The following is a 20,890-nucleotide window of genomic DNA, read 5'->3' as shown; positions in this document are numbered from 1 at the left end:
GTGTCTTCCGAGCGAGGGCCGGTGGTTAGTTGTGGACGTGCAGCGGCTTGCCGGCCAGGGCCAGCATGGCCTCGCCGACTGCCTCGGACTGGGTGGGGTGGGCGTGGATCAGCTGCGCGACCTCGGAGGGCAGGGCCTCCCAGTTGTAGATCAGCTGACCTTCCGTCACCAGCTCGCCGACGCGGCGGCCGACCATGTGCACGCCGAGCACCGGGCCGTCCTTCTCGCTGATGATCTTGACCGCGCCCTGCGTCTGCAGGATCTGGCTCTTGGGGTTGCCCGCGAGGTCGTAGGTGAACTCCACGATCTCGTGGCCGCGCTCCCGGGCCTGGGCGGAGGTGATGCCGACCGAGGCGACCTCGGGGTCGGAGTAGGTGATGCGCGGCACGCCGTCGTAGTCGATCGGCACCGGGTTCAGCCCGGCGATGTGCTCGGCCACCAGGATGCCCTCGGCGAAACCGGCATGGGCGAGCTGCAGGGTGGGGATGAGGTCGCCCACCGCGTAGACGCCCGGCACGCTGGTCTGGCAGTACTCGTTCACCACGACGGTGCCGCGCTCGATCGCGATCCCGGCCTCCTCGAAGCCCATGCCCGAGGAGACGGCGCCGCGGCCGACGGCGACGAGCAGCAGCTCGGCGTCGAGGGTCTTGCCGCCGGCGAGCGTGACGACCACGCCGGTGTCGGTGGTCTTGACGCTCTCGAAGAAGACGCCGAGCTCCTGCTTGATGCCGCGGCGGCGGAAGGCCCGCTCCAGAAGCTTGGAGCTGGACTCCTCCTCCAGGGGCAGCAGGTGCGGCAGCCCCTCGACGATCGTCACCTCGGCGCCGAAGGAACGCCAGACGCTGGCGAACTCCACGCCGATGACGCCGCCGCCCAGGACGACCACCGAGCTCGGCACGCGGTCCAGCCGGAGGGCGTGCTCGCTGGTGATGACCCGCTCGCCGTCGATCTCCAGGCCGGGCAGCGTCCGGGGCGCCGAGCCGGTGGCGAGCACGATGTTGCGGCCCTCGTAGACCTCCGAGCCGACGGCCACGCGGTTCGGGCCCGCCAGACGGCCCTCACCCTCGACGATCGTGATGCCCTTGCTCTTGAGCAGGCCCTGCACGCCCTTCCAGGCGCGGTTGACGATCTTGTCCTTGAACGCGTGGACGCCGTCCATGTCGATGCCCTCGAAACGGGCCCGGACGCCGAACGCCGCGCTCTCCCGGGTCTCGTCGGCCACTTCCGCCGAGTGCAGGAGGGTCTTGGTGGGGATGCACCCCCGGTGCAGGCAGGTGCCGCCGATCTTGTCCTTCTCGATCAGCGCGACGCTCTTGCCCAGCTCGGCGGCCCGCAGAGCGCAGGCATACCCCCCGCTGCCGCCCCCCAGGACGACGATGTCGTAGGGGCCGCTGCCATCAGCCACAGGAAAGCTCCTTGTCGGATCGAAATACCGTCTTCACGGTCGCGCCCGGCCCGCCCCGCGAACGGCGCGGGTGCGCCGCGCGTGTCCGCCCCGCGGGGTGCGGATCGCCGCTCGCGCCGGGACCGGCCCGTCGGCCGGGCCCCGGCGACCGCATCTTTTCATTTGTCCGCCCCGCGCGCCGCCCGCTCGGGGACGCCGCCCGGGGCGGGGTGGACCGGTCAGCCCGCGTAGCGCTCGGCGATGCCCACGAGGGTCCGGGTGATCGCCCCGGTGCCGCCCTTGGGGGTGTAACCGTGCGGCTCGCCCTTGTTGAAGGCGGGACCGGCCATGTCGATGTGCGCCCAGCTCACCCCGGCGGGCACGAACTCCCGCAGGAAGATGGCCGCGGTCAGCATCCCGCCGAAGCGCTCGGGGTGCAGGTTGGCGATGTCGGCGACGGGGGAGTCCAGGCCCTTGCGGAGCTCCTCCGGCAGGGGCATGCCCCAGGCGGCCTCGCCCTGCTCGCCGGCGACCTCGACGACGGTCGCGCGCAGCTCGTCGTCGTTGGCCATGACGCCGGCCGTACGCCAGCCGAGCGCCACGATCTGGGCGCCGGTGAGCGTGGCGACGTCCACGATCACGTCGGGCTCGTCCTCGGCGGCGCGGGCGATGCCGTCGATCAGGACCAGGCGGCCCTCGGCGTCGGTGTCGAGGACCTCGACGGTCTTGCCGGCGTAGCTGGTGAAGACGTCGGAGGGGCGCTGGGCGGTGCCGCTCGGCATGTTCTCCGCGAGGCACAGGTAGCCGACCGCGTTGACCTTCAGGCCGAGCCCGGCGATCGCGACGAGCGCGCCGAAGACCGCACCCGCGCCGCCCATGTCGGACTTCATCCAGTCCATCGAGGTGGTGGGCTTGAGGGACAGGCCGCCGGAGTCGAAGGTGATGCCCTTGCCGACGAAGGCGACCCGCTTTGCGGCCTCGGGGTGGCTGTAGGCGAGGCGGACCAGACGCGGCGGGTTGGCCGAGCCCTGGCCGACGGCGACGATGCCGCCGAACCCGGCCTCCTTGAGCTCCTTCTCGTCGAGGACCTCCACCGACAGGCCCGCCTGCGAGCCGATCTCCTGGGCGATCTCGGCGAAGCGGGCCGGCCACAGGTCGGAGGGCGGGGTGTTGACCAGGTCACGGACGAGGGAGACCGACCCGGCCACGGTGACGGCGCGGTCGACCGCGGCCTGGGCGTCCTCGGCGCGGCTCAGCACGGTCAGCTCGCCGACCGGGGCGACCGGCTCGCCGTCGGTCCGGTACTTGGTGAAGGAGTACGCGCCGAGCAGGGCGCCCAGCGCGACGGCCCCGGCCCGCCCGGCGTCGGCGGCGGGCAGGGCGAGCGCGACCCGGGCGGTCCCGGCCAGCGCGCGGGTCGCGGCGCCGGCGGCGCGGCGCAGCGCCTCGGGGTCGTGGTCGCCCTCGGGGGCGTCGCCGAGGCCGGCGACGACCAGGAGGGGGGCGCTCAGCGCGCCGAAGGTCGGAACCTTCGCGATCTCGCCCGCCTTGCCCTTGACGCCCATGGCGCCGAGGGTCGCGGCCAGCCGGCCGCCGAGCGCGTCGTCGAGGCCCTCGGCCCCCGGAGCGGGGACGGGACCGTCGGGGCTGCTGTGGACGCCGACGACCAGGGCATCGGTATCAAACGAGACAGCGTTGTCAGTTGAGTTCAGCCGCACAGTGGTCACGTCGCCCGATGCTAGTCGTGCTTGGGAGCAACGCGTAAACGCGGGTTCGTCCTACGAATCGGCGGGAGCCCGGATGAAACCATCATGGTTAGCACCATCAAGGCCATGGTGCTACTGTAGATATCACCATGCTGCTCACTTTGGACTTGAATGATCCCCGCCCCCTGCACGACCAAGTGGCCGGATCGATCCGGCGGGCCATCGCCGAGGGCTCCTACGCCCCGGGCGACCGGCTCCCGCCCGCCCGGGATCTGGCGGGCGCGCTCGGGATCAACGTCAACACGGTCCTGCGGGCACTGCGCGAGCTGCGGGACGAGGGGCTGCTGGAGTTCCGCCGCGGGCGCGGCGTCAGCGTGCTCAGCAGGCCCGACGCGCGCGCGGCGCTGCAGGAGGCGGCGCGCGAGCTGCTCGCCGAGGCCGACAGGTACGGCTACGGCCCCGAAGAGGTCATCCACATCATCCGGGAGCTTTCATGAAACGGACCGCCGTCACCGTCGCGCTCGTCTGGGGCACGCTCGTCTGCGCGGCCCTGGTCGCCGGCCCCCTCGCGCTGCGCGACCGCCTGCCCGACCCCCTCGCCACGCACTGGGACTCGGCCGGCCCCGACAGCGCGATGTCCTTCGACACGAGCCTCGTGCCGAGCCTGATCATCTGGGGCGTCGCCTGGGTGCTCCTGATCGTCGCGGCCGCGCACGGCGGGGTGCTGGAGCGCCAGGGCGGGCGGGCCGCCTGGTGGGGCTTCCTGTTCGGCGGGTCGGTGTTCGCGCTGGGCGTGTCGGGCTCCATCCTCCTCGCCAACCTCGACGCCGCCGACTGGCGGCAGGCCGCGCTGCCCGGCTGGATGATCCCCGCCGTGCTCGGCGCGGCCATCGCAGCCGGAGCGCTCAGCGGCTTCCTCGGCCGGGGCGGGCCCGATCGGCCGGTCGGGCCCGAGGACGCGCCGACCATGCGGCTGCGGCCGGGGCAGCGGGCGGTCTGGGCGGGCCGTGCCACCAACCCCTGGATGCTGAGCCTGTCGATGGCGATGCTGCTGGCGGGCGTGATCTCCGTCGGATTCCTCGTCCTGGGGACGCCGGTCGGGGAGGCCGTCTGGGCCGTCCTGCTGCCGCTGCTGCCCCTGGCGCTGATCGTGTCCCTGGTGAGTGACATCCGCGTCCGTGTCAGCCCGGACGGGCTGCGGGTCGGCTTCGGCCCGTTCTCCTGGCCCGCCTTCCGGGTCCCCACCGAGAAGATCGCGTGGGCCGCCGCCGAGCGGCACAACCCCCTGGAGGTCGGCGGCTGGGGCGTGCGGGGCCTGCCCGGCACCGGGCGGCTCGCGGTCATGGTGCGCGGCGGCGAGTGCCTGGTCGTCCGGCGGGCCGACGGCGGGCGGCTCATCGTCTCCGTCGACGACGCCGAGCGCGCCGCGGCCCTGCTGAACGCCTACGCCGCCGAGACGGCCGCCGCGTGACCCGCCGGGACGGCGCGGCCCCGACGGAGACGTTTCCCGCGCCGCCCCGGATCTCCCTCCCGTTCCCCGGTACCCGTCCCGACTCCCCGGTCGGACCCCCGTCCCTTGACGGCCTTCGACGGCACACTCCCCGGCCCCTCGACCGGTTCCGCGGCCCGGACCGCGCCGGTGGACGGGCCGGGCCTCCCTCCTCCGCGAAAGTCACGGAAGCCTCCCCGCGAGAATCCCGAAAGGCGATGTCATGCCACGCCGGTCCGCAGACCTCCCACTGTTCCTGATCACCGCGTTCGCCCTGTCCTGGCTGGCCGCGCTGCCCATCTGGCTGGCCGACGCCCCCATCGGCTCCCCGATCTTCACCGTGGCCGGCCTCGTGATGATGTTCACCCCCACATTCGGGGTCCTGGCCGTGTGGCTGTACGGCAGGAGCCGCGGGGAGCCCGGGACCTCCGCCCGCGAGTGGGCCCGCCGCACCGGCCTCACCCTCGGCGAGCGCCGGGGCCGCACCCTGGGGCTGCTCGCGGCGGCCTGGTTCGGCATCCCCGTCCTCGTCGCCGCGGCGATCGCGCTGAGCGCAGCCTTCGGGCTGCTCTCCGTCGACCTGTACGGTCTCAGCCTGTTCCGCCAGGGCCTGCCCCGCACCGGTCAGGGACAGGTCGCGCTCGACCCCACGATCACGGCGCTCAGCCAGGTCGTCTTGATCTTCCTGATCGCCCCGCTGATCAACTCGATCGCCACCTTCGGCGAGGAGTGGGGCTGGCGCGGCTGGCTCCTGCCCAGGCTCATGCCGATGGGCACCTGGCGGGCGCTGCTGGTCTCCGGGGTGATCTGGGGCGCCTGGCACGCCCCGCTCACACTGCGCGGCTACAACTACCCCGAGCTCGGAGCGTGGGCCGCGCCCATGTTCGTCGTCTTCTGCGTGGCCTTCGGCGCCCTGCTCGGCTGGCTGCGCCTGCGCTCCGGCAGCATCTGGCCGGCGGTCATCGGCCACGCGTCGCTGAACGGCTCGGGCGGCCTCATCATGCTGGTCGGCGACGTCGCCGCGCCGCCCCACCTGGCCGTCGCCGGGATCACCGGCCTGGTCGGCTCGGCTCTGATCGCCGTACTGACCGCCGCGCTGTTCCGGTTCCGCCCGGTCACCCCGCCCGCCCCGGCCGCCGGCTGAGCCACCCCGGGTCAGCGGTTCCCGGCGATCACCGCGCACACCAGCAGCGCGGCGGTCGCCGCGACCTCCACGAGCGCGCCGAGCACGTCGCCGGTGACCCCGCCCAGCCGCCGCACGGCCCTGCGCCGCAGCGCCCGGGCGGCGAGCAGCCCGATGAGCACGGCCGCCGCGAACCCCCAGGGCACGGCGTACGGCCCCCGCCCCGCGACGCCGTACGCCAGGGCCGTCACCCCGGCGAGCACCGGAGCCGTCACCGCGAGCGCGGCGCCGCGCCGTACGGTTCCCGCGACCGTCGCGCCGAGGCCGTCCGGGCGGGCCGGCGGGACGGACGGCAGGCAGGCCCAGGTGAGCGCCAGCCGTCCCGCCGCGCAGGCCGTCACCAGTGAGACCGGCCCCAGCCCCGCCGAGGCCGCCTCCTCCAGCGCCGCCACCTGGAGCAGCAGGGTGAGGACCAGCGTCACGACGCCGAACGGGCCGATGTCGGACCGCTTCATGATCTCCAGCGCGCGGTCCGCGGGCCTGCCGCTGCCCAGGCCGTCGGCGAGATCGGCCAGGCCGTCCAGGTGCAGGCCCCGGGTCAGCAGCGCCAGGGAGCCCACGGCCAGAACCGAGGCCGGAAGCGGCGAGATCCCCGCCCACAGCGCCGCCCCGAGCACGGCCGCGCCGACCGCCCCGAGCAGCGCGCCCACGAACGGCGCGGCCGTCATCGCGACCCCGGCGGCCCGGCGGTCGACCACCTCCGGCGACCGGACCGGCAGGACGCTCAGCGTGCCGACCGCCAGGCGGAGCCCGTCGGCGAACGTGGACGGGCGGGGCGGGGAGGGGCCTGCGGACATGACCGCCGATCGTAGCCGCCCGTCATCCGCCGTCCGTCGGCGGGCGACCGGGGACCGCGACACGGGTGGACCGCCGAGCCGGACGGTGACCGCTGGAGGCTCACCGGGCCGAGGGGGCGGACGGGCAGGGGGGAGGGACAGAGCCGGACGAGGGCGCGGGGGACCACGGGGGACAGGGCCGGACGGGCGGGAGGAGGGGTCAGACGGGCAGGGGGAGGAGGCGGCCGGCCACCACGAGGGCCACCTCCTCCGACTCCAGGGCCAGTCGCTGGTTCAGCCGGCCGAGGACGTCGCGGAACATCCGGCCGCCGGCCGTGGCGGGCACCACGCCCAGGCCGGTCTCGTCGGAGACGGCCACCACCCGGCGGCGGGTCCGCCGCCAGGCGGCGACCAGCTCGTCGCACCGGGCGGAGACCGCCTCCAGGCCGCCCAGCCCGTCCGCGCCGCCCAGGCCGTCCGCGCCGGCCCTACCGTCCGCGCCGTCCGCGCCGTCCGCGCCGTCCGCGCCGTCCGGGCTCTCCGGGGCGTCCGGCCAGGCGTCGCACTCGTCGAAGACCGCGGCCACCCAGGTGCCGAGTCCGTCGACGAGCAGGGACGGTCCCGGGGTCCGCAGCAGGCCGGCGAGGTCGATCGTCTCGGCCGTGTCCCAGTGGGCGGGCCTGCGGTCGCGGTGGGCCCGCACGCGGCGGGCCCACTCGGCGTCGCCGTCGCCGGACGGCCCGGTCGCCACGTAGAGGACCTCGGGTTCGGCCGCCAGCCGCAGCTCGGCCTCGGCCGACTTGCCCGACCGCGCCCCGCCCAGCAGCAGGGTCCGCGGCGGCCGCGGGGCACGGGCGGGCGCGGGTCCGGCGAGGTCGAGGACCGTCCCGTCCGGTACGGCCAGCACCCCCCACAGCGCGGTCCGCCGGGCGAGCTCGGCCTCCGTCGGCACCCGGTGGTCCACGTTCACGGCCACCACGCGCGTCCGCTCGTCCGCCACGCCCCGCCGCCGCATGTCCCCGAGCCGTTCCGGCCGGTCCAGCACGTCCATCAGCACCAGGTCGCAGCGGGCTCCGGGCTCGTCGTCCGGGGCCTCCCGGAGACCGGAGACCGGTGCGGAAGGCGCGGGGGACGAGGCGGGGGAGGCCGTCGCGTCGAGGATCCGTCCGCCGCCGGGGGCGACGAGGACGAGCCCGTCGGCGGTGGCCGCGACCCGGTACCCCGGCGGGAGCGGGCCGCCGTCCACGAGCGGCAGCCGTACGGTGCCGGCGGCCGCGGAGACGACGACCTCGGTGGGGCGGCGGTGACCGGGGGAGAGGCGGGCGCACGAGGCGCACCCGCAGCCCGGGACGGGCCATCCTCCGCCGCGCGCCGTACCGGAGATCAGGACTTTCACCGCCCCAGCGTACGGGCGCGGCCCCGCGATCATGCCGGGGGACGACCGGCGAGGTAGGGTTCGCTGAGCGGTCGAAAGGGCGCCTGCGGCATCGGCGGAAGGAGCGCGGGACATGACGTGGTACTGGCGTTACGAGGACGCGAACGGCGATCCGGTGACCGTGGAGGCCGTGCCGTCCGAGACGTTCACCAGTCAGGCGGACGCGGAGTCGTGGCTCGGCGAGACGTGGCGGGAGCTGCTGGAGGCGGGCGTAGAGAGCGTCAGCCTCATGGAGGGCGACCGCGTGGAGTACGCGCGGATGTCACTGCGCCCGGCCTGAGCCGAGGCCGTCACAGCCGCCACGGCCGGTGGCCCGGCGGCGTGCCCGGATGACCGGATGGTCGGGGGCGCCTCCCGGACGACCGCACCCCGCCTTCCACGAGAACGCTCTCTTCATGAGAAGACGGGGAAGGCGGGGTGCGGCCGCGGCGGTTACGGGCGCTTCGCGGGGCTGACGGTCTTGGCCGGGTCCCGCTCGACGATCGGGTCGAGGATGTCGTCGATCTTCTTCAGCACCTCGGCGTCCAGCTTCACACCGGACGCCTTGACGTTGTCACGCACCTGCTCGGGCTTGGTCGCGCCGATGATGGCGGAGGCCACGTTCGGGTTCTGCAGCACCCACGCCACCGCGAGCTGGGCCATGCTCAGCCCCAGGTCGCCGGCGATCGGCTTCAGCTCCTGGACGCGGGTGAGCACGTCGTCGGTCAGCATCCGGGAGATGAAGTTGCCGCCGCTCGCGTCGGTGGCCCGGGAGCCGGCCGGCGGCGGCTGACCCGGAAGATACTTGCCGGTGAGCACGCCCTGCGCGATCGGCGACCAGACGACCTGGCTGAGACCCTCCTTCTCGCAGAGGGGGACGACCTCTGACTCGATGACCCGCCACAGCATCGAGTACTGCGGCTGGTTGGAGACCAGGCGGTCGAAGCCCATCTCGTCGGCGATCTTCAGGGCCCGGCCGATCTGCTCGGCGGTCCACTCGCTGACGCCGACGTAGAGGACCTTGCCCTGCCGTACGAGGTCGTCGAAGGTCTTGAGGGTCTCCTCGAGCGGCGTCTCGTTGTCGAAGCGGTGGGCCTGGTAAAGGTCCACGTAGTCGGTCTGCAGGCGGCGCAGCGAGCCGTTGATGGACTCGGTGATGTGCTTGCGGGACAGACCACGGTCGTTCGGGCCGGGGCCGGTGGGCCAGAAGACCTTGGTGAAGATCTCCAGGGACTCGCGGCGGACGCCCTTCAGGGCGCGGCCCAGAACCTCCTCCGCCTTGGTGCCGGCGTAGACGTCGGCGGTGTCGAAAGTGGTGATCCCCTCGTCGAGCGCCGCCTGCACACACGCCTTGGCGGCGTCCTCCTCGACCTGGGAGCCATGGGTGATCCAGTTGCCGTAGCTGATCTCGCTGACCATCAGACCGCTGCGGCCGAGATGCCGAAATTCCATACGCCGACACTAGTAGGTGCCATCTGACCGACTGATTCGGGATACTCTGCCCGGCGTGCTGCGCTTGATCACTTCTCGATGGGTACGGCTCGGCCTCGCGGCCGCCGCGGCGGCGGTGATCGTCGTGGTGATCATGCGTCTGCGGGGCCGTCCGGCCGCCCCCGCCGCGGGCCCGCGACCGGTCCCCGTCCCCGCCTCCCCTCCCGCGCCGGAACCCGGGACGAGGCCCGAGGGGCGGTGGCCTCCCGTCCCGGTCCTCGGCGTCCCCACCGCCGACGACCTGAGGCGCTACGGGGCCGGCACCCGCCTGCCCCGTTTCCTGACCGCGGAACGGCCGCCGCGCCGCCCCCTCGACGGCCCGGTCCGGCGCCGCCTGACCCGCTGGGGCGCCGTGGCCGCGGCGCTGGTCCTGCTGGCGGCCGGAGCGCAGGCACTGGAGAGCAACGTCTTCTCGGGGGGAGCCGGGTCGAGGGCGGTGTCCGCAGAGGACCGTGTCTCCGACGTCCCCTACCCGCCGGACTGTGAGCCCGGCTGGGGTGCCATCCTCACCTGCACGGTCGTGGGGGAGTCGTCCCTGCACACCCTGGAGGAAACGGGCCTGCTGGAAGACGACCTGGCGGTCCGCGCCGAGGCGTCGGGAGACCCGTACCCCGCGGAGACCGGCTCCCCGACCGATCAGGCCGATCAGGCCGGGCGGGACGAGCCGGATGGGACGGGCGGGCCGTACGGGAACCAAGGCGGCGCCCCCGACGCCGACTGCCACCCCGAGATCACCCGGCCCCGCGTGCGGACCGTGCCGCCCCGGGTCACCCGGGCGGTGAACCGGCAGTGGGCGCGGATCGAGCGGTGGCTGCGGAGCAACGCGCCGAAGACCTACGCGACCCTCGCGGGGCCCGGCCGGGCACGGACCATCGCGGTCGCCGAGGCGCAGATGGGCCTGCGGTTCCCCGATGACCTGCGGGCCTCCCTGCTGCGGCACGACGGCACCGTCACGGTGGCGGGGCGGCCCTGGGCCTTCGGGCTGCTGGGTAACAACCTGATGAGCGTGCGGGAGATCCGCGACACCTGGCGCACGCTGTGCGAGGTCGACGGCACCGACGACATCGCGGATCCGCGGTCGGAGTGGTGGGACGGGCGGATGATCCCGTTCGGCGACGACGGCCTCGGCAACCACCTGGTGGCCGACTCGCTGCTGCGCGACATCGGGGAGCACGACCACGAGGGGCGGCTGGACTTCGAGCCCGCGGGCGTCCCGGTCCGCTCCTACCACGCGCTGCTGAAGGCCACCGCCGACGCCCTGGAGACGGGCGGGACCGTCGGGTACTGGGAGCCCGCGGTGGCCGACGGCGAGCTCCACTGGGACGTGCCGGACAGCTGAGCGGCGGGCCGCCGAGGCGCCGTACCGGACCGCTCGGAGCGGGTACGGCGCGGGCCTGCCCCTGGCATTCGTGCTCACCGGGGGCAACGTCGTCGAACGCTGCTTCAACCGGCCCAGGCACTTCAAGGGCATCGCGGCCTGCTACGACAGGCTCGCCGCCCACCACCGATCAGCCGTGACCATCGCCTGCCTGCCGCTCCGGCTCAGATGATCCACGAAGCAGGCGGCGCAGCAGCAGCGCCTCAAGCGCGGCGACCGTCATCCCCTGCCCGTAGACGGGGTTGAAGCTGCACAGGGCGTCGGCCATCACGAGGTAGCCGTCGGGGAAGCGCCGCAGCCGCTCGTAGCGCCGCCGCACGCTGGCCGGGTAGCGCATCCGCACCGGCGCGCTCAGCGGCACCGCCGACCGCACGACCTCGGCGATCTGCGGCGCGGTGAGCGTCGCGGCGTACCGCGCCATGCCCTCGTCGTCGGTGGGCGGCTCCTCACCCGGCATGCCGGACAGGACGATCACGGATGTGATCATGGGGCCGCTGCTTTTGATCTACTTCGCCAACGGTGTCCCGGATGAGGAGGGCGGGGCCACGGGTACCGGCTTCCGGGGAGGGACCGTCGCCCCCGGGGCACTACTTCTTCGGCGGGACGGGCCTGCCGCCGGGAAGGACGGTGGGCGGCGGGAAGCGCAGCTTGCGGATCTGCAGCGCGCGCATGGCGGCGTAGAAGCCGACACCCCGGACGTTCTCGCCGGGGTACTTCTCCGCCGCGAGCTTCTTGACCCGCCAGGCCACCCAGACCGAGGCCAGCACCACGCCGACCATCATGATCGGCCAGCCGATCGTGACGACGGCGATGTTGACGGCGGTGCGGAAGTCCTGGTCCGGGAAGGGGATCCAGGTGATCAGCAGGACCACCACCATGAACGGCAGGAAGTACTGGCTGACGAGGCGGCGGGAGTCGACCCAGTCGCGGGCGAACTTGCGGACCGGGCCCTGGTCGCGTGCGGGGAGGTAACGCTCCTCGCCGCGCAGCATGCCCTCGCGCGCCCTGACGCGCTCCTTGGCCTGGCGCTCGCGGAGCTGGCGGTAGGCCTCTTTGCGGTCCTTGGGGGCGGTCACCGGCTGGCGGCGGCGGCCCTCGGCGTCGCGGCGCTTGGGTGTGGGACGCCCCTTGCCCGCAGGCTTAGGATCGGAGGCGGAGGCGGGGGAGTCGTCCGCGGTGGTCTGGGTACGTCGGAACACATCGCCAGCCTACCGGGACTGCAACTTAGTGACGCCCCCGTACGTTATGCGTAGGGTGAACCTAGGTGGCCTCCGGTTGTTCTCCCGGGGGGCCGGAGATCACCCGGGAGACCCGATAGCGCATTTGAAGAAGGGGACGGCCGACGCGCATGAGCGTGATGAAGAGACTTTCCATGATCTTCAGGTCCAAGGCGAACAACGCCTTGGACAAGATGGAGGATCCGCGCGAGACCCTCGACTACTCCTACCAGCGGCAGTTGGAGTTGTTGCAGAAGGTGCGCCGGGGGGTCGCCGATGTCGCGACCTCGCGCAAGCGGGTGGAACTGCAGATCAACCAGATCGAGGCCCAGTCCCGCAAGCTTGAGGACCAGGGCCGCAAGGCGCTCAGCGTGGGCCGCGAGGACCTGGCGCGCGAGGCGCTGACCCGCCGCGGCGCCCTGCAGACGCAGATCGCCGACCTGCGGGTCCAGCACGACAACCTCCAGGGTGAGGAGGAGAAGCTCACCACGGCCTCCCACCGCCTGCAGGCCAAGGTCGACTCCTTCCGCACCCGCAAGGAGACCATCAAGGCCACCTACACCGCGGCCGAGGCGCAGACGCGGATCAACGAGGCGTTCTCCGGCATCTCCGAGGAGATGGGCGACGTCGGCCTGGCGATCCAGCGGGCCGAGGACAAGACCGCCTCGATGCAGGCCCGCGCGGGCGCCATCGACGAGCTGCTCGCCAGCGGCGCGCTCGACGACTTCAGCGGCCAGCGCGGCGACGACATCCAGGCCGAGCTCGACCGCATGGGCGGCGGCCGCGACGTGGAGCTGGAGCTCGCCCGGATGAAGGCCGAGCTGGGACAGGCCCCGGCGCCGCAGGGCGCGATCGAGTCCGGCCCGGCCCAGCAGGGCCACGCCCCCTCCCACCAGCAGGCTCCCCAGCAGCATCAGCATCAGCATCAGCATCAGCAGGCCCCCCAGCAGCCGCCCGCGCAGCCGCAGCAGCAGCCGTACGGGCAGCCGACCCAGGAGTACGGCCAGCCGGGGGAGGGCCGATGATCGTCCGCATCATGGGCGAGGGGCAGATCCAGATCGCCCCCGAGGACCTCGAGGTCCTCAACGCGCTCGACGGCCGGCTGGAGGCCGCGATCGAGTCCGGTGACGAGGGCGCCTTCCGGGGCTGCCTGCACGACCTGCTCGACAAGATCCGCCACGTGGGCAAGCCGCTGCCGGACGACAGCCTGGAGTCCTCGGAGCTGATTTTGCCTCCGGCCGACGCTTCCATGGACGAAGTGCGGGAGATGCTCGGGGATGAGGGGCTGATTCCCGGTTAGTTTGTCCATATGACGTCAGCACACACCCGATTTGTCCGGGATAGGGGCCTGACCAGGCGCATGGTCCTGACCATGTTCCTGCTCGGGCTGCTGTACGTCGTGTTCGTGGGCGTGCTGATCTCCCTGGGCGTCCGGGCGGTCGTGGTGCTGCTCATCGCGGGCGGCATCCTGCTGGTGCAGTTCTTCGCCTCCGACCGCATCGCCCTGTTCGCCATGCACGGGCGGGTGGTCGAACCACGGGAGGCCCCCGCCCTGCACGCCCTGGTCGACCGCCTGTGCGCGCTGGCCGACATGCCGAAGCCGCGGGTGGCGATCGCCGACTCGGACGTCCCGAACGCGTTCGCCACCGGCCGCAACCAGCGCACCTCGGTGGTCTGCGTGACGACCGGCCTGATGCGCCGGCTGGATGAGCCGGAGCTGGAGGGCGTCCTCGCCCACGAGATGTCCCACGTGGCCCACCGGGACGTCGCCGTCATGACGATCGCCTCTTTCCTCGGGGTGGTCGCCGGGCTGATGACCCGCCTCGCCCTCTACAGCGGTCTGGGCGGACGCGCCCGCGACGACCGGGGAGGCCCGCCGGTCGGGCTGATCATCCTGCTGGTGTCGGTCGTGGTGTACGCGGTGAGCTTCCTGCTGATCCGCGCGCTGTCGCGCTACCGCGAGCTGGCGGCCGACCGGGCCGGCGCGCTGCTGACCGGCCGCCCCTCGACGCTGGCGAGCGCGCTCACCAAGATCAGCGGGGACATGGCCCGCATCCCGACCCGCGACCTGCGGGAGGCCGAGCCGTTCAACGCGTTCTTCTTCGCCCCCGCGGTGTCGGGGCGCACGGCCATGGCCGCCCTGCTGGCCACCCACCCGCCGCTGGACCGGCGGCTGGAGCAGCTCGGCAGGATCTCCGCCGAACTGGGCAGAGGGGCGTGACGTGGTGAAACGCTGGTGGGACGCGATGCTGGGCCGTACGGAGCCGGCGCAGCCCGACCTGGACGCACTGTTCGCGCTGCCGTCGGCGGCGGTGACGCTGCAGGCGGCGACCGGCCTGGCTCCGACCGGGAACGGGTCGGTCTGCTTCCGCTCGGCCGAGGGTGAGGCGTTCAACCGGCTGCAGGAGGACGTCGTGGACCTGCTCGCCGCCGGGGACGGCCCGCCGGTCGAGGAGACCCAGGACCCCTACGGCTACACCTGGCTGTTCATGCGCCATTCGCCCGACGGGCTCGGCGAGCTGGTCACCGGCCTGCACGCGGTCAACTCCTCCCTGGAGTCGGCCGGGTTCGGCCCGTCCCTGCTGTGCTCGCTGGTCAGCTTCTCCGCTCCGACCGGCCGGGGCCTGGCGCTGGTCTACCTGTACAAGCGGGGCACCTTCTACCCGTTCGCGCCCCTGTCGGGGCAGCACCGCGACAGCGCACTGGAACTCCAGGTGCGCGCCGCCTTGGATGACGAGCTGCCCATCGAGCCCGATCTCGACCGCTGGTTCCCCCTCTGGGGCGCACCGGGCCTTTAGCGGCGCCCGGCCGAACGGGGTTCTCCGGGGGCCGCGGCGTACGGAGCCTCCGGCGTCGTCATGGCGCGCTGAGTTCCTCGCGGCGTCACGGCGCGCCGGCCGGACGACGGGAACGCGCCGTAATCTGCTCCTCAAGACATGACAGGGCGCGCGGCGGGCTCCCCGGCGGGCCCGCCGCCCCGTGGTGCCATGACTTCATGATCAAGATATCTCACGCCCTGGCCGTCGCCGCGGCGGCGGCCGCGATCGCCACCGCGGGCATGTGTGGCACGGCCCTGGCCGGCACCGACCCCGGCGCCGCGACCGCACCCGGAACGGCGCGGGCGACGGCGGACGACTACCCTCCGAAGGTCACGGTCACGGGGGAGGGCGAACTGCTCGTCACCCCGGACGTCATGCGGCTGAACGCCGGCGTCGAGGTGCGCGCCGACACGCCGGGACAGGCGTTCTCCGAGGCCCGCCAGGCCGCCGCCAAGCTCACCCAGGCGCTGCTCGACGCGGGCGTCGACCCCAAGGACCTGCGGACCACCGAGCTGTCCCTCGCCCCGGTGTACGACGACTATCCGAAGATCGCCGGGTACCGGGCGGCGCAGGGCGTCGAGGTCGTGGTGCGCGACCTCGACAACGCCGACAAGGTGGTGGACACGATTGTCTCCGTCGGACCCGAGGCCCGGCTGAACGGCGTCTCCTTCGAGCTCTCCGACAACGGCGCCGCGCTGCGGGCCGCCCGGAACCGGGCGTTCGCCGACGCCAAGGCCCGCGCCCAGCAGTACGCGGGACTGGCCGGCGGCACGCTCGGCGACGTCATCACGATCAGGGAGCAGGACGTCACGCCGCCGCGGCCCATCATGTTCGCCGCCGCCGGGGTCGCCGACCGCAGCTCGATCAGCCCGGGGCAGCAGAACGTCTCCGTGCACGTGCAGGTGGTCTACTCGATGGTGCTCTAGCCGCGGCCCCCGCCGCCCGGGAAGCGGCGGCGGGGGCGTCGCGGCGTTCACCGTCCCCGGTGGACCCGGTGGACCCGGTGGCCTCGGGAAAGCGGTGCGCGGCCGCGCCGATCGCGTGATCCGGGGTCCCCGGCGACCCGGGGAAGCGGCCCCGGGGACCGTCAGGGCAGTGCGAGCATCCGGTCGAGGGCGACCTTCGCCCAGTGCGCGGTGTCGTCGTCGACCGTGATCTGGTTGACGACCTGACCGGCGGCGAGCGACTCCAGAGCCCACACCAGGTGCGGCAGGTCGATCCGGTTCATCGTCGAGCAGTAGCAGACGGTCCGGTCGAGGAACGTGACGTTCTTGTCGGGGAACATCCGGGCGAGCCTCTTCACCAGGTTCAGCTCGGTGCCCACGGCCCAGGAGGACCCCGCGGGCGCCCGCCGCAGCGTCTCGATGATGTGCTCGGTGGAGCCGACGTGGTCGGCCTTGGTGACCACCTCGTGGCGGCACTCGGGGTGGACCAGCACGTTGACGCCGGGGATGCGCTCCCGGACGTCGTCGACGCACTGCGCGCTGAAGCGGCCGTGCACCGAGCAGTGCCCCTTCCACAGGATCATCTTGGCGTTCGCGAGCTGCTCGGCGGTCAGCCCGCCGTTCGGCCGGTGCGGGTTGTAGACGACGCAGTCGTCCAGGGACAGGCCCATCTCCAGCACCGCGGTGTTGCGCCCCAGGTGCTGGTCGGGCAGGAAGAGCACCTTCTCCCCCCGGGAGAAGGCCCAGTCGAGGGCGCGCCGGGCGTTGGAGGAGGTGCAGACGGCGCCGCCGTTGCGCCCGCAGAACGCCTTGATGTCGGCGCTGGAGTTCATGTAGGTGACCGGGACGGTGACGTCGGCGATCCCGGCGTCCTGCAGCGCCTCCCAGCACTCCTCGACCTGGTCGAAGGTGGCCATGTCGGCCATGGAGCAGCCGGCGGCGAGGTCGGGCAGGACGACCTGCTGCGCGTCGGAGGTGAGGATGTCGGCCGACTCGGCCATGAAGTGGACGCCGCAGAAGACGATGTACTCGGCGCCGGGCCGGGCCGCGGCCTCGCGGGCCAGCTTGAACGAGTCGCCGGTCACGTCGGCGAACTGGATGACCTCGTCGCGCTGGTAGTGGTGGCCCAGCACGAAGACCCGCTCGCCCAGCGCGGCCTTGGCCCGGCGGGCCCGCTCCACCAGCGCCGGGTCGGACGCGGGCGGCAGCTCGCCGGGGCAGTCGACACCGCGCTCGCTGTGCGGGTCGGTTTCCCTGCCGAGGACGAAGAGCGGAAGGCCGGTCTCGGTGGTCGTCACGACCACCACCCCCTTATCGTCGAAGTGACGACTAATGATGACACACGGCCGGGGGTTTTTGTTCCCGGGGGAGCCGATCGGGGTGAACGTCCTGATCGGAGGGGGCATGGCCGTACGGGCGGGGTCCCCGGCGGGCCCGGGGGCACGGCGACCGGCCGGGCCGCGTGGCGGCCATGTCGCGGCCGTGTCTCCGCGGTGTCGCGGCGGTGTCGCGGCCGTGCGGGGGAGGGTCCGCACGGGTCGGCGAGCCCGGTCACGGCGCGCCGGCGCCGGGAGGGCGGACCCGCAGGAATGTGTGGGCCCGCGCGGGTGTTGGTAGCGTCTTAGTAGGACGTCAGAAACAGACAACCGTCTCGAACGGGCGGTTGACGTAGACGCGGGAGTCACCAACATGTCGGTTGAGAGCAGCGAGACCACGGCGCAGGGCCTGATCCTCAGCGACGCCGCCGCCGCCAAGGTCAAGAGCCTGCTGGAGCAGCAGGGCGAGGAGGGGCTCCAGCTGCGCGTGGCCGTGCAGCCCGGCGGCTGTTCCGGCCTGCGCTACCAGCTCTTCTTCGACGACCGTTCGATGGACGGCGACGTCGTCTCCGACTTCAACGGGGTCGGTGTGGTCACCGACCGGATGAGCGCCCCCTACCTCATGGGCGCGACGATCGACTTCGTCGACACGATCGAGAAGCAGGGCTTCACGATCGACAACCCCAACGCCACGGGCTCGTGCGCCTGCGGCGACTCTTTCAACTAGTCGCAATACGATGGCCCCGCCGGGTGAGCTGACCCACCCGGCGGGGCCGTCGTGTGTCCGCACGCCTGAAGTCATGTGTCCGCACGCCCGATGTCAGTGTGTTCACATGCCCGAAGCCGTGTGTCCGCACGCCTGATGTCAGGGTGTCCGCATGCCCGATGCCAGGGTGTCCGCACGCCTGCACGGCCCGCCCCACGACCATCTTCCTGATGCCGACAACGAGGAGAAGAACCCCGTGCGCATCGCCGTCACCGGTTCCATCGCGACCGACCATCTGATGACCTTCCCGGGGCGCTTCAGCGACCAGCTGATCGCCGGCCAGCTCGACCGGGTGTCCCTGTCGTTCCTCGTGGACGACCTGCAGATCCGCCGTGGCGGCTGCGCGGCCAACATCGCCTTCGGGATGGGGTGCCTCGGCCTTCGGCCCGTCCTCGTCGGCGCGGTCGGCGCCGACTTCGCCGACTACCGGTCCTGGCTGGAGCGGCACGGCGTCGACTGTGACTCCGTGCACACCTCCGAGCTGCACCACACGGCCCGGTTCCTGTGCACCACCGACGACGACCACAACCAGATCGCCTCGTTCTACACCGGCGCGATGGCCGAGGCCCGGCTGATCGAGCTCGGCCCGATCGGCGAGCGGCTCGGCGGCCTCGACCTCGTCCTGGTCGGCCCGAACGACCCCGACGCGATGCTGCGGCACACCGAGGAGGCCCGCCGGCGCGGCATCCCCTTCGCCGCGGACTTCTCCCAGCAGATCGCCCGCATGTCCGGCGACGACATCCGCCCGCTGCTGGACGGCGCCGCCTACCTGTTCAGCAACGACTACGAGAAGGGCATGATCGAGCAGAAGACCGGGCTGTCCGCCGACGAGGTCCTCGACCGCGTCGAGGTCCGCGTCACCACGCTCGGCCCCAAGGGCGTCGCGATCGAGCGCAGGGGCGAGCCCATCCTGCACGTCCCCGCCGTTCCCGAGCTGGGCAAGGCCGACCCCACCGGCGTCGGCGACGGCTTCCGCGCCGGATTCCTGGCCGGCCTGGCCTGGGGTCTGTCCCTGGAGCGCTGCGGCCAGCTCGGCAACCTCACCGCCACCCACGTCCTGGAGCACGTCGGCGGGCAGGAGTACCGCCTCGGCCAGCGGGTCTTCCTCGACCGCTTCGCCGCCGCCTACGGCTCCGAGGCCGCCGACGAGGTCTCCCGCCACGTGCGCTGCCACCACCCCTAGCGCCTGCCTCGCGGATCACCCCGTGGCGGGCGGGGTGATCCGCGGCCGGGACCAGGCGGTCCCGGCCGTACGGCACGCCGGGCACGGCGGCGGACGGCCCGTGCCGGGCCGTGCGGCTCAGTAGTTGCGCCGCACGTGGATGGCCCAGCCGCCCGTGGGAAGCTCGTGGCTGGCCACGTGGTGGTGCGACTTGAGCCGGCACCAGGCCGGGATGTCGGTGAACGCCGCGGGATCGTCGGCGAGGACCGACACGATCGCCTCACGCGGGACGTCGTTGATCTGCTGGGCGAGCATGATGATCGGAATCGGGCACTTCTTGCCCAGCGCGTCGATGGTCAGCGCCGGGGTCTGCCCGGCTCCCTCCGCGGTCGTCTGGCCGGCCGTCATGGCAACTTCACTCCCCGAAGAATGGTCGGTCACGGCTGCATCCCCGCTTCCTCGCGGATCCTCTTCACCACGTCCGGCAGGACGGCGAGGAAGCGGTCGACGTCCGCCGCGGAGGCCCCCCGGGGCAGCGACACCCGGAGGTTCCCGTGTGTCAGCACCCCCATGGCCTCCAGGACATGCGACGGGCGAAGCGTGCTCGCCGTACACGAACTGCCGGACGACACGGCGAACCCCGCCCTATCCAACTCTGTCAACAGTGCCTCGCCGTCCACGTAAAGACACGAAAAGGTGACGATGTGCGGGGCGCGGGCCACGGGGTCGCCGATGACCTCGACGTCCGGCACGATCCTCGGCACCTCGCTCCTGATCCGGTCCACGAGCGCGGAGAGGCGGGCCGACTCCCGGGCCGCGTCGGCGGCGGCGGCCCGCAGCGCGACCCCCGCGGCGATGATCGCCGGCACGTTCTCGAACCCCGGGACCCGCCGCCGCTCCCGGTCGTCCTCCGGCAGCGGGGAACGCCACCGGACGCCCTTGCGGACCGCCAGCACCCCGACCCCGGCCGGGCCGCCCCACTTGTGCGCGCTCGCGGTCAGCACCGACCAGCCGGCCGGCACCGGCATCCGGCCGACGGTCTGCGCGGCGTCCACCAGCAGCGGCACGCCCGCCTCGGCGCACGCCGCGGCGGCCTCGGCCACCGGTTGTGAGGTTCCCACCTCGTGGTTGGCGCTCTGCAGGCAGGCCAGGGCGGTGTCCCCGGCGCCGACGGCCGAGGCGAAGGCGGCCGGATCGACCGCGCCCGCCCGGTTCACGCCGACCGTCTCGACGGTTCCGCCGTCGCGCTCGTGCAGCGCGGCGGCGTGCAGCACCGCGGAGTGCTCCACCGCGGAGACCACCAGGCGGCGGCCCGCCCTGCGGCGGCCGGACAGCGCGCCGAGCACGCCCAGATGCGCCGCCTGGGTGCCGGAGGCGGTGAAGGAGACCTCGTCGGGCCGGGTGCCGATCGCCTCGGCGACCTCGGCGCGCGCCTGTTCCAGTAACATCCTTGCGCGGCGGGCTGAGCCGTACAGCCGCGCCGGGTCGGCCCAGCCGGCGTCGAGCGCCGCGATCAGCGCCTCGCGCGCCTGGGGGTGCAGCGGTTCGGTGGAGGCCGCGTCGAAGTACGCCATTCCTCAATCGTCGCACCGCTCGGTGGAACCGGGGGCTGCGCGGGGGGGCGAGGTGAGTCCGCGCTAATGTGTCCCCCAGCGTGAAGCTGTGAACTACGAGTTGTTAATACGAACAAACGACCGCCCAGGAGTGACTTCTGGGCTTCATCTGTGGGGTAGGCGATCCGTGAGTCCGACCCGCCGTTCTGCACGGCGTCCGTTGGCCCGCCGCCGGGTGCCACGCGCTGCCGCTCTGGCGCTGCTGCTGGTTTCCGTGACGGCGTGCAGTGCC

The 20,890-nt window shown here is 73.0% G+C and carries 23 protein-coding genes; 13 read left to right on the top strand and 10 right to left on the bottom strand.

The window, feature by feature from the left end; translation table 11 throughout:
* Positions 1-25: 25 nt before the first annotated feature.
* Together lpdA and ACFYSC_RS01510 are read right to left on the bottom strand one after the other, a co-directional pair.
* Positions 26-1,405, bottom strand: coding sequence for a dihydrolipoyl dehydrogenase (gene lpdA / locus ACFYSC_RS01515; RefSeq protein WP_389955095.1), 1,380 nt, complete (start codon positions 1,403-1,405; stop codon positions 26-28).
* A 218-nt stretch (positions 1,406-1,623) separates the two neighbouring features.
* The gene (locus tag ACFYSC_RS01510) at positions 1,624-3,111 is read right to left on the bottom strand and encodes a leucyl aminopeptidase (RefSeq protein WP_389955092.1); all 1,488 of its coding nucleotides are present in this window, start codon (positions 3,109-3,111) and stop codon (positions 1,624-1,626) included.
* 128 nt (positions 3,112-3,239) lie between these two features.
* Here ACFYSC_RS01510 and ACFYSC_RS01505 point away from each other — a divergent pair, with 128 nt between their 5' ends.
* From ACFYSC_RS01505 to ACFYSC_RS01495, 3 genes are all read left to right on the top strand, one after another.
* Complete coding sequence (locus ACFYSC_RS01505; protein ID WP_179818577.1) at positions 3,240-3,587, top strand: GntR family transcriptional regulator; 348 nt, start codon at positions 3,240-3,242, stop codon at positions 3,585-3,587.
* On the top strand, positions 3,584-4,561 hold the full coding sequence (locus ACFYSC_RS01500; RefSeq protein ID WP_389955088.1) for a hypothetical protein: 978 nt from the start codon (positions 3,584-3,586) through the stop codon (positions 4,559-4,561). Before ACFYSC_RS01505 ends, ACFYSC_RS01500 begins: the two co-directional genes overlap by 4 nt.
* 241 nt (positions 4,562-4,802) lie before the next feature.
* A complete protein-coding gene (locus tag ACFYSC_RS01495) occupies positions 4,803-5,723 on the top strand; it encodes a CPBP family intramembrane glutamic endopeptidase (protein ID WP_389955085.1) in 921 nt (306 codons plus the stop codon).
* Between the two features lie 11 nt (positions 5,724-5,734).
* Here the strand turns inward: ACFYSC_RS01495 and ACFYSC_RS01490 are convergent, their stop codons facing one another.
* Positions 5,735-6,559 carry an adenosylcobinamide-GDP ribazoletransferase gene (locus ACFYSC_RS01490; RefSeq protein WP_389955083.1) on the bottom strand — a complete coding sequence of 275 codons (825 nt, stop codon included), beginning with the start codon at positions 6,557-6,559 and terminating at the stop codon, positions 5,735-5,737.
* Between the two features lie 199 nt (positions 6,560-6,758).
* Positions 6,759-7,934, bottom strand: a complete 1,176-nt coding sequence (locus ACFYSC_RS01485) for a bifunctional adenosylcobinamide kinase/adenosylcobinamide-phosphate guanylyltransferase (protein WP_389955080.1) — start codon at positions 7,932-7,934, stop codon at positions 6,759-6,761.
* 112 nt (positions 7,935-8,046) lie between these two features.
* On the opposite strand from ACFYSC_RS01485, the gene ACFYSC_RS01480 reads away from it, so the two are divergent.
* On the top strand, positions 8,047-8,253 hold the full coding sequence (locus tag ACFYSC_RS01480; protein WP_389955078.1) for a hypothetical protein: 207 nt from the start codon (positions 8,047-8,049) through the stop codon (positions 8,251-8,253).
* Positions 8,254-8,405: 152 nt separating this feature from the next.
* On the opposite strand, the gene ACFYSC_RS01475 is transcribed toward ACFYSC_RS01480, so the two are convergent.
* Positions 8,406-9,404 carry an aldo/keto reductase family protein gene (locus ACFYSC_RS01475; RefSeq protein ID WP_362945655.1) on the bottom strand — a complete coding sequence of 333 codons (999 nt, stop codon included), beginning with the start codon at positions 9,402-9,404 and terminating at the stop codon, positions 8,406-8,408.
* Positions 9,405-9,459: 55 nt separating this feature from the next.
* Between ACFYSC_RS01475 and ACFYSC_RS01470 the strand changes: the two genes are divergently transcribed.
* Both ACFYSC_RS01470 and ACFYSC_RS01465 read left to right on the top strand, forming a co-directional pair.
* Complete coding sequence (locus ACFYSC_RS01470; RefSeq protein WP_389955074.1) at positions 9,460-10,782, top strand: SMI1/KNR4 family protein; 1,323 nt, start codon at positions 9,460-9,462, stop codon at positions 10,780-10,782.
* A 70-nt stretch (positions 10,783-10,852) separates the two neighbouring features.
* Positions 10,853-10,993, top strand: a complete 141-nt coding sequence (locus tag ACFYSC_RS01465) for a hypothetical protein (RefSeq protein WP_389955072.1) — start codon at positions 10,853-10,855, stop codon at positions 10,991-10,993.
* Here the strand turns inward: ACFYSC_RS01465 and ACFYSC_RS01460 are convergent.
* Both ACFYSC_RS01460 and ACFYSC_RS01455 read right to left on the bottom strand, forming a co-directional pair.
* Positions 10,952-11,308: a hypothetical protein gene (locus ACFYSC_RS01460; protein ID WP_389955069.1), complete on the bottom strand. Its 357-nt coding sequence runs from the start codon at positions 11,306-11,308 to the stop codon at positions 10,952-10,954. The two genes, ACFYSC_RS01465 and ACFYSC_RS01460, sit on opposite strands and share 42 nt — an antisense overlap.
* 100 nt (positions 11,309-11,408) lie before the next feature.
* A complete protein-coding gene (locus ACFYSC_RS01455) occupies positions 11,409-12,020 on the bottom strand; it encodes a DUF3043 domain-containing protein (RefSeq protein WP_389955066.1) in 612 nt (203 codons plus the stop codon).
* A gap of 149 nt (positions 12,021-12,169) precedes the next feature.
* Between ACFYSC_RS01455 and ACFYSC_RS01450 the strand changes: the two genes are divergently transcribed.
* The 5 genes from ACFYSC_RS01450 to ACFYSC_RS01430 all read left to right on the top strand — a co-directional run bounded on the left by ACFYSC_RS01450 (position 12,170) and on the right by ACFYSC_RS01430 (position 15,783).
* The gene (locus tag ACFYSC_RS01450; protein ID WP_389955064.1) at positions 12,170-13,063 is read left to right on the top strand and encodes a PspA/IM30 family protein; all 894 of its coding nucleotides are present in this window, start codon (positions 12,170-12,172) and stop codon (positions 13,061-13,063) included.
* Complete coding sequence (locus tag ACFYSC_RS01445) at positions 13,060-13,338, top strand: hypothetical protein (RefSeq protein WP_362945645.1); 279 nt, start codon at positions 13,060-13,062, stop codon at positions 13,336-13,338. Before ACFYSC_RS01450 ends, ACFYSC_RS01445 begins: the two co-directional genes overlap by 4 nt.
* A gap of 9 nt (positions 13,339-13,347) precedes the next feature.
* Entirely contained in the window at positions 13,348-14,259 is a 912-nt protein-coding gene (htpX, locus tag ACFYSC_RS01440) for a zinc metalloprotease HtpX (protein ID WP_362945642.1), read from the top strand.
* A 4-nt stretch (positions 14,260-14,263) separates the two neighbouring features.
* Positions 14,264-14,836, top strand: a complete 573-nt coding sequence (locus ACFYSC_RS01435) for a hypothetical protein (protein WP_389956290.1) — start codon at positions 14,264-14,266, stop codon at positions 14,834-14,836.
* Between the two features lie 197 nt (positions 14,837-15,033).
* A complete protein-coding gene (locus tag ACFYSC_RS01430) occupies positions 15,034-15,783 on the top strand; it encodes an SIMPL domain-containing protein (RefSeq protein ID WP_389955061.1) in 750 nt (249 codons plus the stop codon).
* A gap of 161 nt (positions 15,784-15,944) precedes the next feature.
* On the opposite strand, the gene nadA is transcribed toward ACFYSC_RS01430, so the two are convergent.
* Entirely contained in the window at positions 15,945-17,099 is a 1,155-nt protein-coding gene (nadA, locus tag ACFYSC_RS01425; RefSeq protein WP_362945636.1) for a quinolinate synthase NadA, read from the bottom strand.
* A gap of 391 nt (positions 17,100-17,490) precedes the next feature.
* On the opposite strand from nadA, the gene erpA reads away from it, so the two are divergent.
* Complete coding sequence (erpA, locus tag ACFYSC_RS01420) at positions 17,491-17,844, top strand: iron-sulfur cluster insertion protein ErpA (RefSeq protein ID WP_362945633.1); 354 nt, start codon at positions 17,491-17,493, stop codon at positions 17,842-17,844.
* A gap of 235 nt (positions 17,845-18,079) precedes the next feature.
* Complete coding sequence (locus ACFYSC_RS01415; RefSeq protein WP_389956288.1) at positions 18,080-19,066, top strand: carbohydrate kinase family protein; 987 nt, start codon at positions 18,080-18,082, stop codon at positions 19,064-19,066.
* Between the two features lie 117 nt (positions 19,067-19,183).
* On the opposite strand, the gene ACFYSC_RS01410 is transcribed toward ACFYSC_RS01415, so the two are convergent.
* Both ACFYSC_RS01410 and ACFYSC_RS01405 read right to left on the bottom strand, forming a co-directional pair.
* Positions 19,184-19,453 carry a sulfurtransferase TusA family protein gene (locus ACFYSC_RS01410; RefSeq protein ID WP_389955057.1) on the bottom strand — a complete coding sequence of 90 codons (270 nt, stop codon included), beginning with the start codon at positions 19,451-19,453 and terminating at the stop codon, positions 19,184-19,186.
* 29 nt (positions 19,454-19,482) lie between these two features.
* Positions 19,483-20,619, bottom strand: a complete 1,137-nt coding sequence (locus ACFYSC_RS01405; protein ID WP_389955054.1) for a cysteine desulfurase family protein — start codon at positions 20,617-20,619, stop codon at positions 19,483-19,485.
* Positions 20,620-20,890: the final 271 nt, after the last annotated feature.

This window comes from Streptosporangium sp. NPDC004379, from assembly GCF_042873875.1.
Lineage (GTDB): Bacteria > Actinomycetota > Actinomycetes > Streptosporangiales > Streptosporangiaceae > Streptosporangium.
Note: the sequence above shows the minus strand (reverse complement) of the source record. Positions and strands in the feature narration are given on the sequence as shown.

Excerpts from the sequence above, each read along its gene's own strand:
- ACFYSC_RS01460 (WP_389955069.1), bottom strand. The coding sequence starts at position 11,308 with ATGATCACATCCGTGATCGTCCTGTCCGGCATGCCGGGTGAGGAGCCG.
- ACFYSC_RS01445 (WP_362945645.1), top strand. The coding sequence starts at position 13,060 with ATGATCGTCCGCATCATGGGCGAGGGGCAGATCCAGATCGCCCCCGAG.
- ACFYSC_RS01475 (WP_362945655.1), bottom strand. The coding sequence starts at position 9,404 with ATGGAATTTCGGCATCTCGGCCGCAGCGGTCTGATGGTCAGCGAGATC.
- htpX (WP_362945642.1), top strand. The coding sequence starts at position 13,348 with ATGACGTCAGCACACACCCGATTTGTCCGGGATAGGGGCCTGACCAGG.
- ACFYSC_RS01405 (WP_389955054.1), bottom strand. The coding sequence starts at position 20,619 with ATGGCGTACTTCGACGCGGCCTCCACCGAACCGCTGCACCCCCAGGCG.
- ACFYSC_RS01410 (WP_389955057.1), bottom strand. The coding sequence starts at position 19,453 with ATGACGGCCGGCCAGACGACCGCGGAGGGAGCCGGGCAGACCCCGGCG.
- ACFYSC_RS01495 (WP_389955085.1), top strand. The coding sequence starts at position 4,803 with ATGCCACGCCGGTCCGCAGACCTCCCACTGTTCCTGATCACCGCGTTC.
- ACFYSC_RS01500 (WP_389955088.1), top strand. The coding sequence starts at position 3,584 with ATGAAACGGACCGCCGTCACCGTCGCGCTCGTCTGGGGCACGCTCGTC.
- ACFYSC_RS01450 (WP_389955064.1), top strand. The coding sequence starts at position 12,170 with ATGAGCGTGATGAAGAGACTTTCCATGATCTTCAGGTCCAAGGCGAAC.
- ACFYSC_RS01430 (WP_389955061.1), top strand. The coding sequence starts at position 15,034 with ATGATCAAGATATCTCACGCCCTGGCCGTCGCCGCGGCGGCGGCCGCG.
- erpA (WP_362945633.1), top strand. The coding sequence starts at position 17,491 with ATGTCGGTTGAGAGCAGCGAGACCACGGCGCAGGGCCTGATCCTCAGC.
- ACFYSC_RS01505 (WP_179818577.1), top strand. The coding sequence starts at position 3,240 with ATGCTGCTCACTTTGGACTTGAATGATCCCCGCCCCCTGCACGACCAA.
- ACFYSC_RS01480 (WP_389955078.1), top strand. The coding sequence starts at position 8,047 with ATGACGTGGTACTGGCGTTACGAGGACGCGAACGGCGATCCGGTGACC.
- ACFYSC_RS01490 (WP_389955083.1), bottom strand. The coding sequence starts at position 6,559 with ATGTCCGCAGGCCCCTCCCCGCCCCGCCCGTCCACGTTCGCCGACGGG.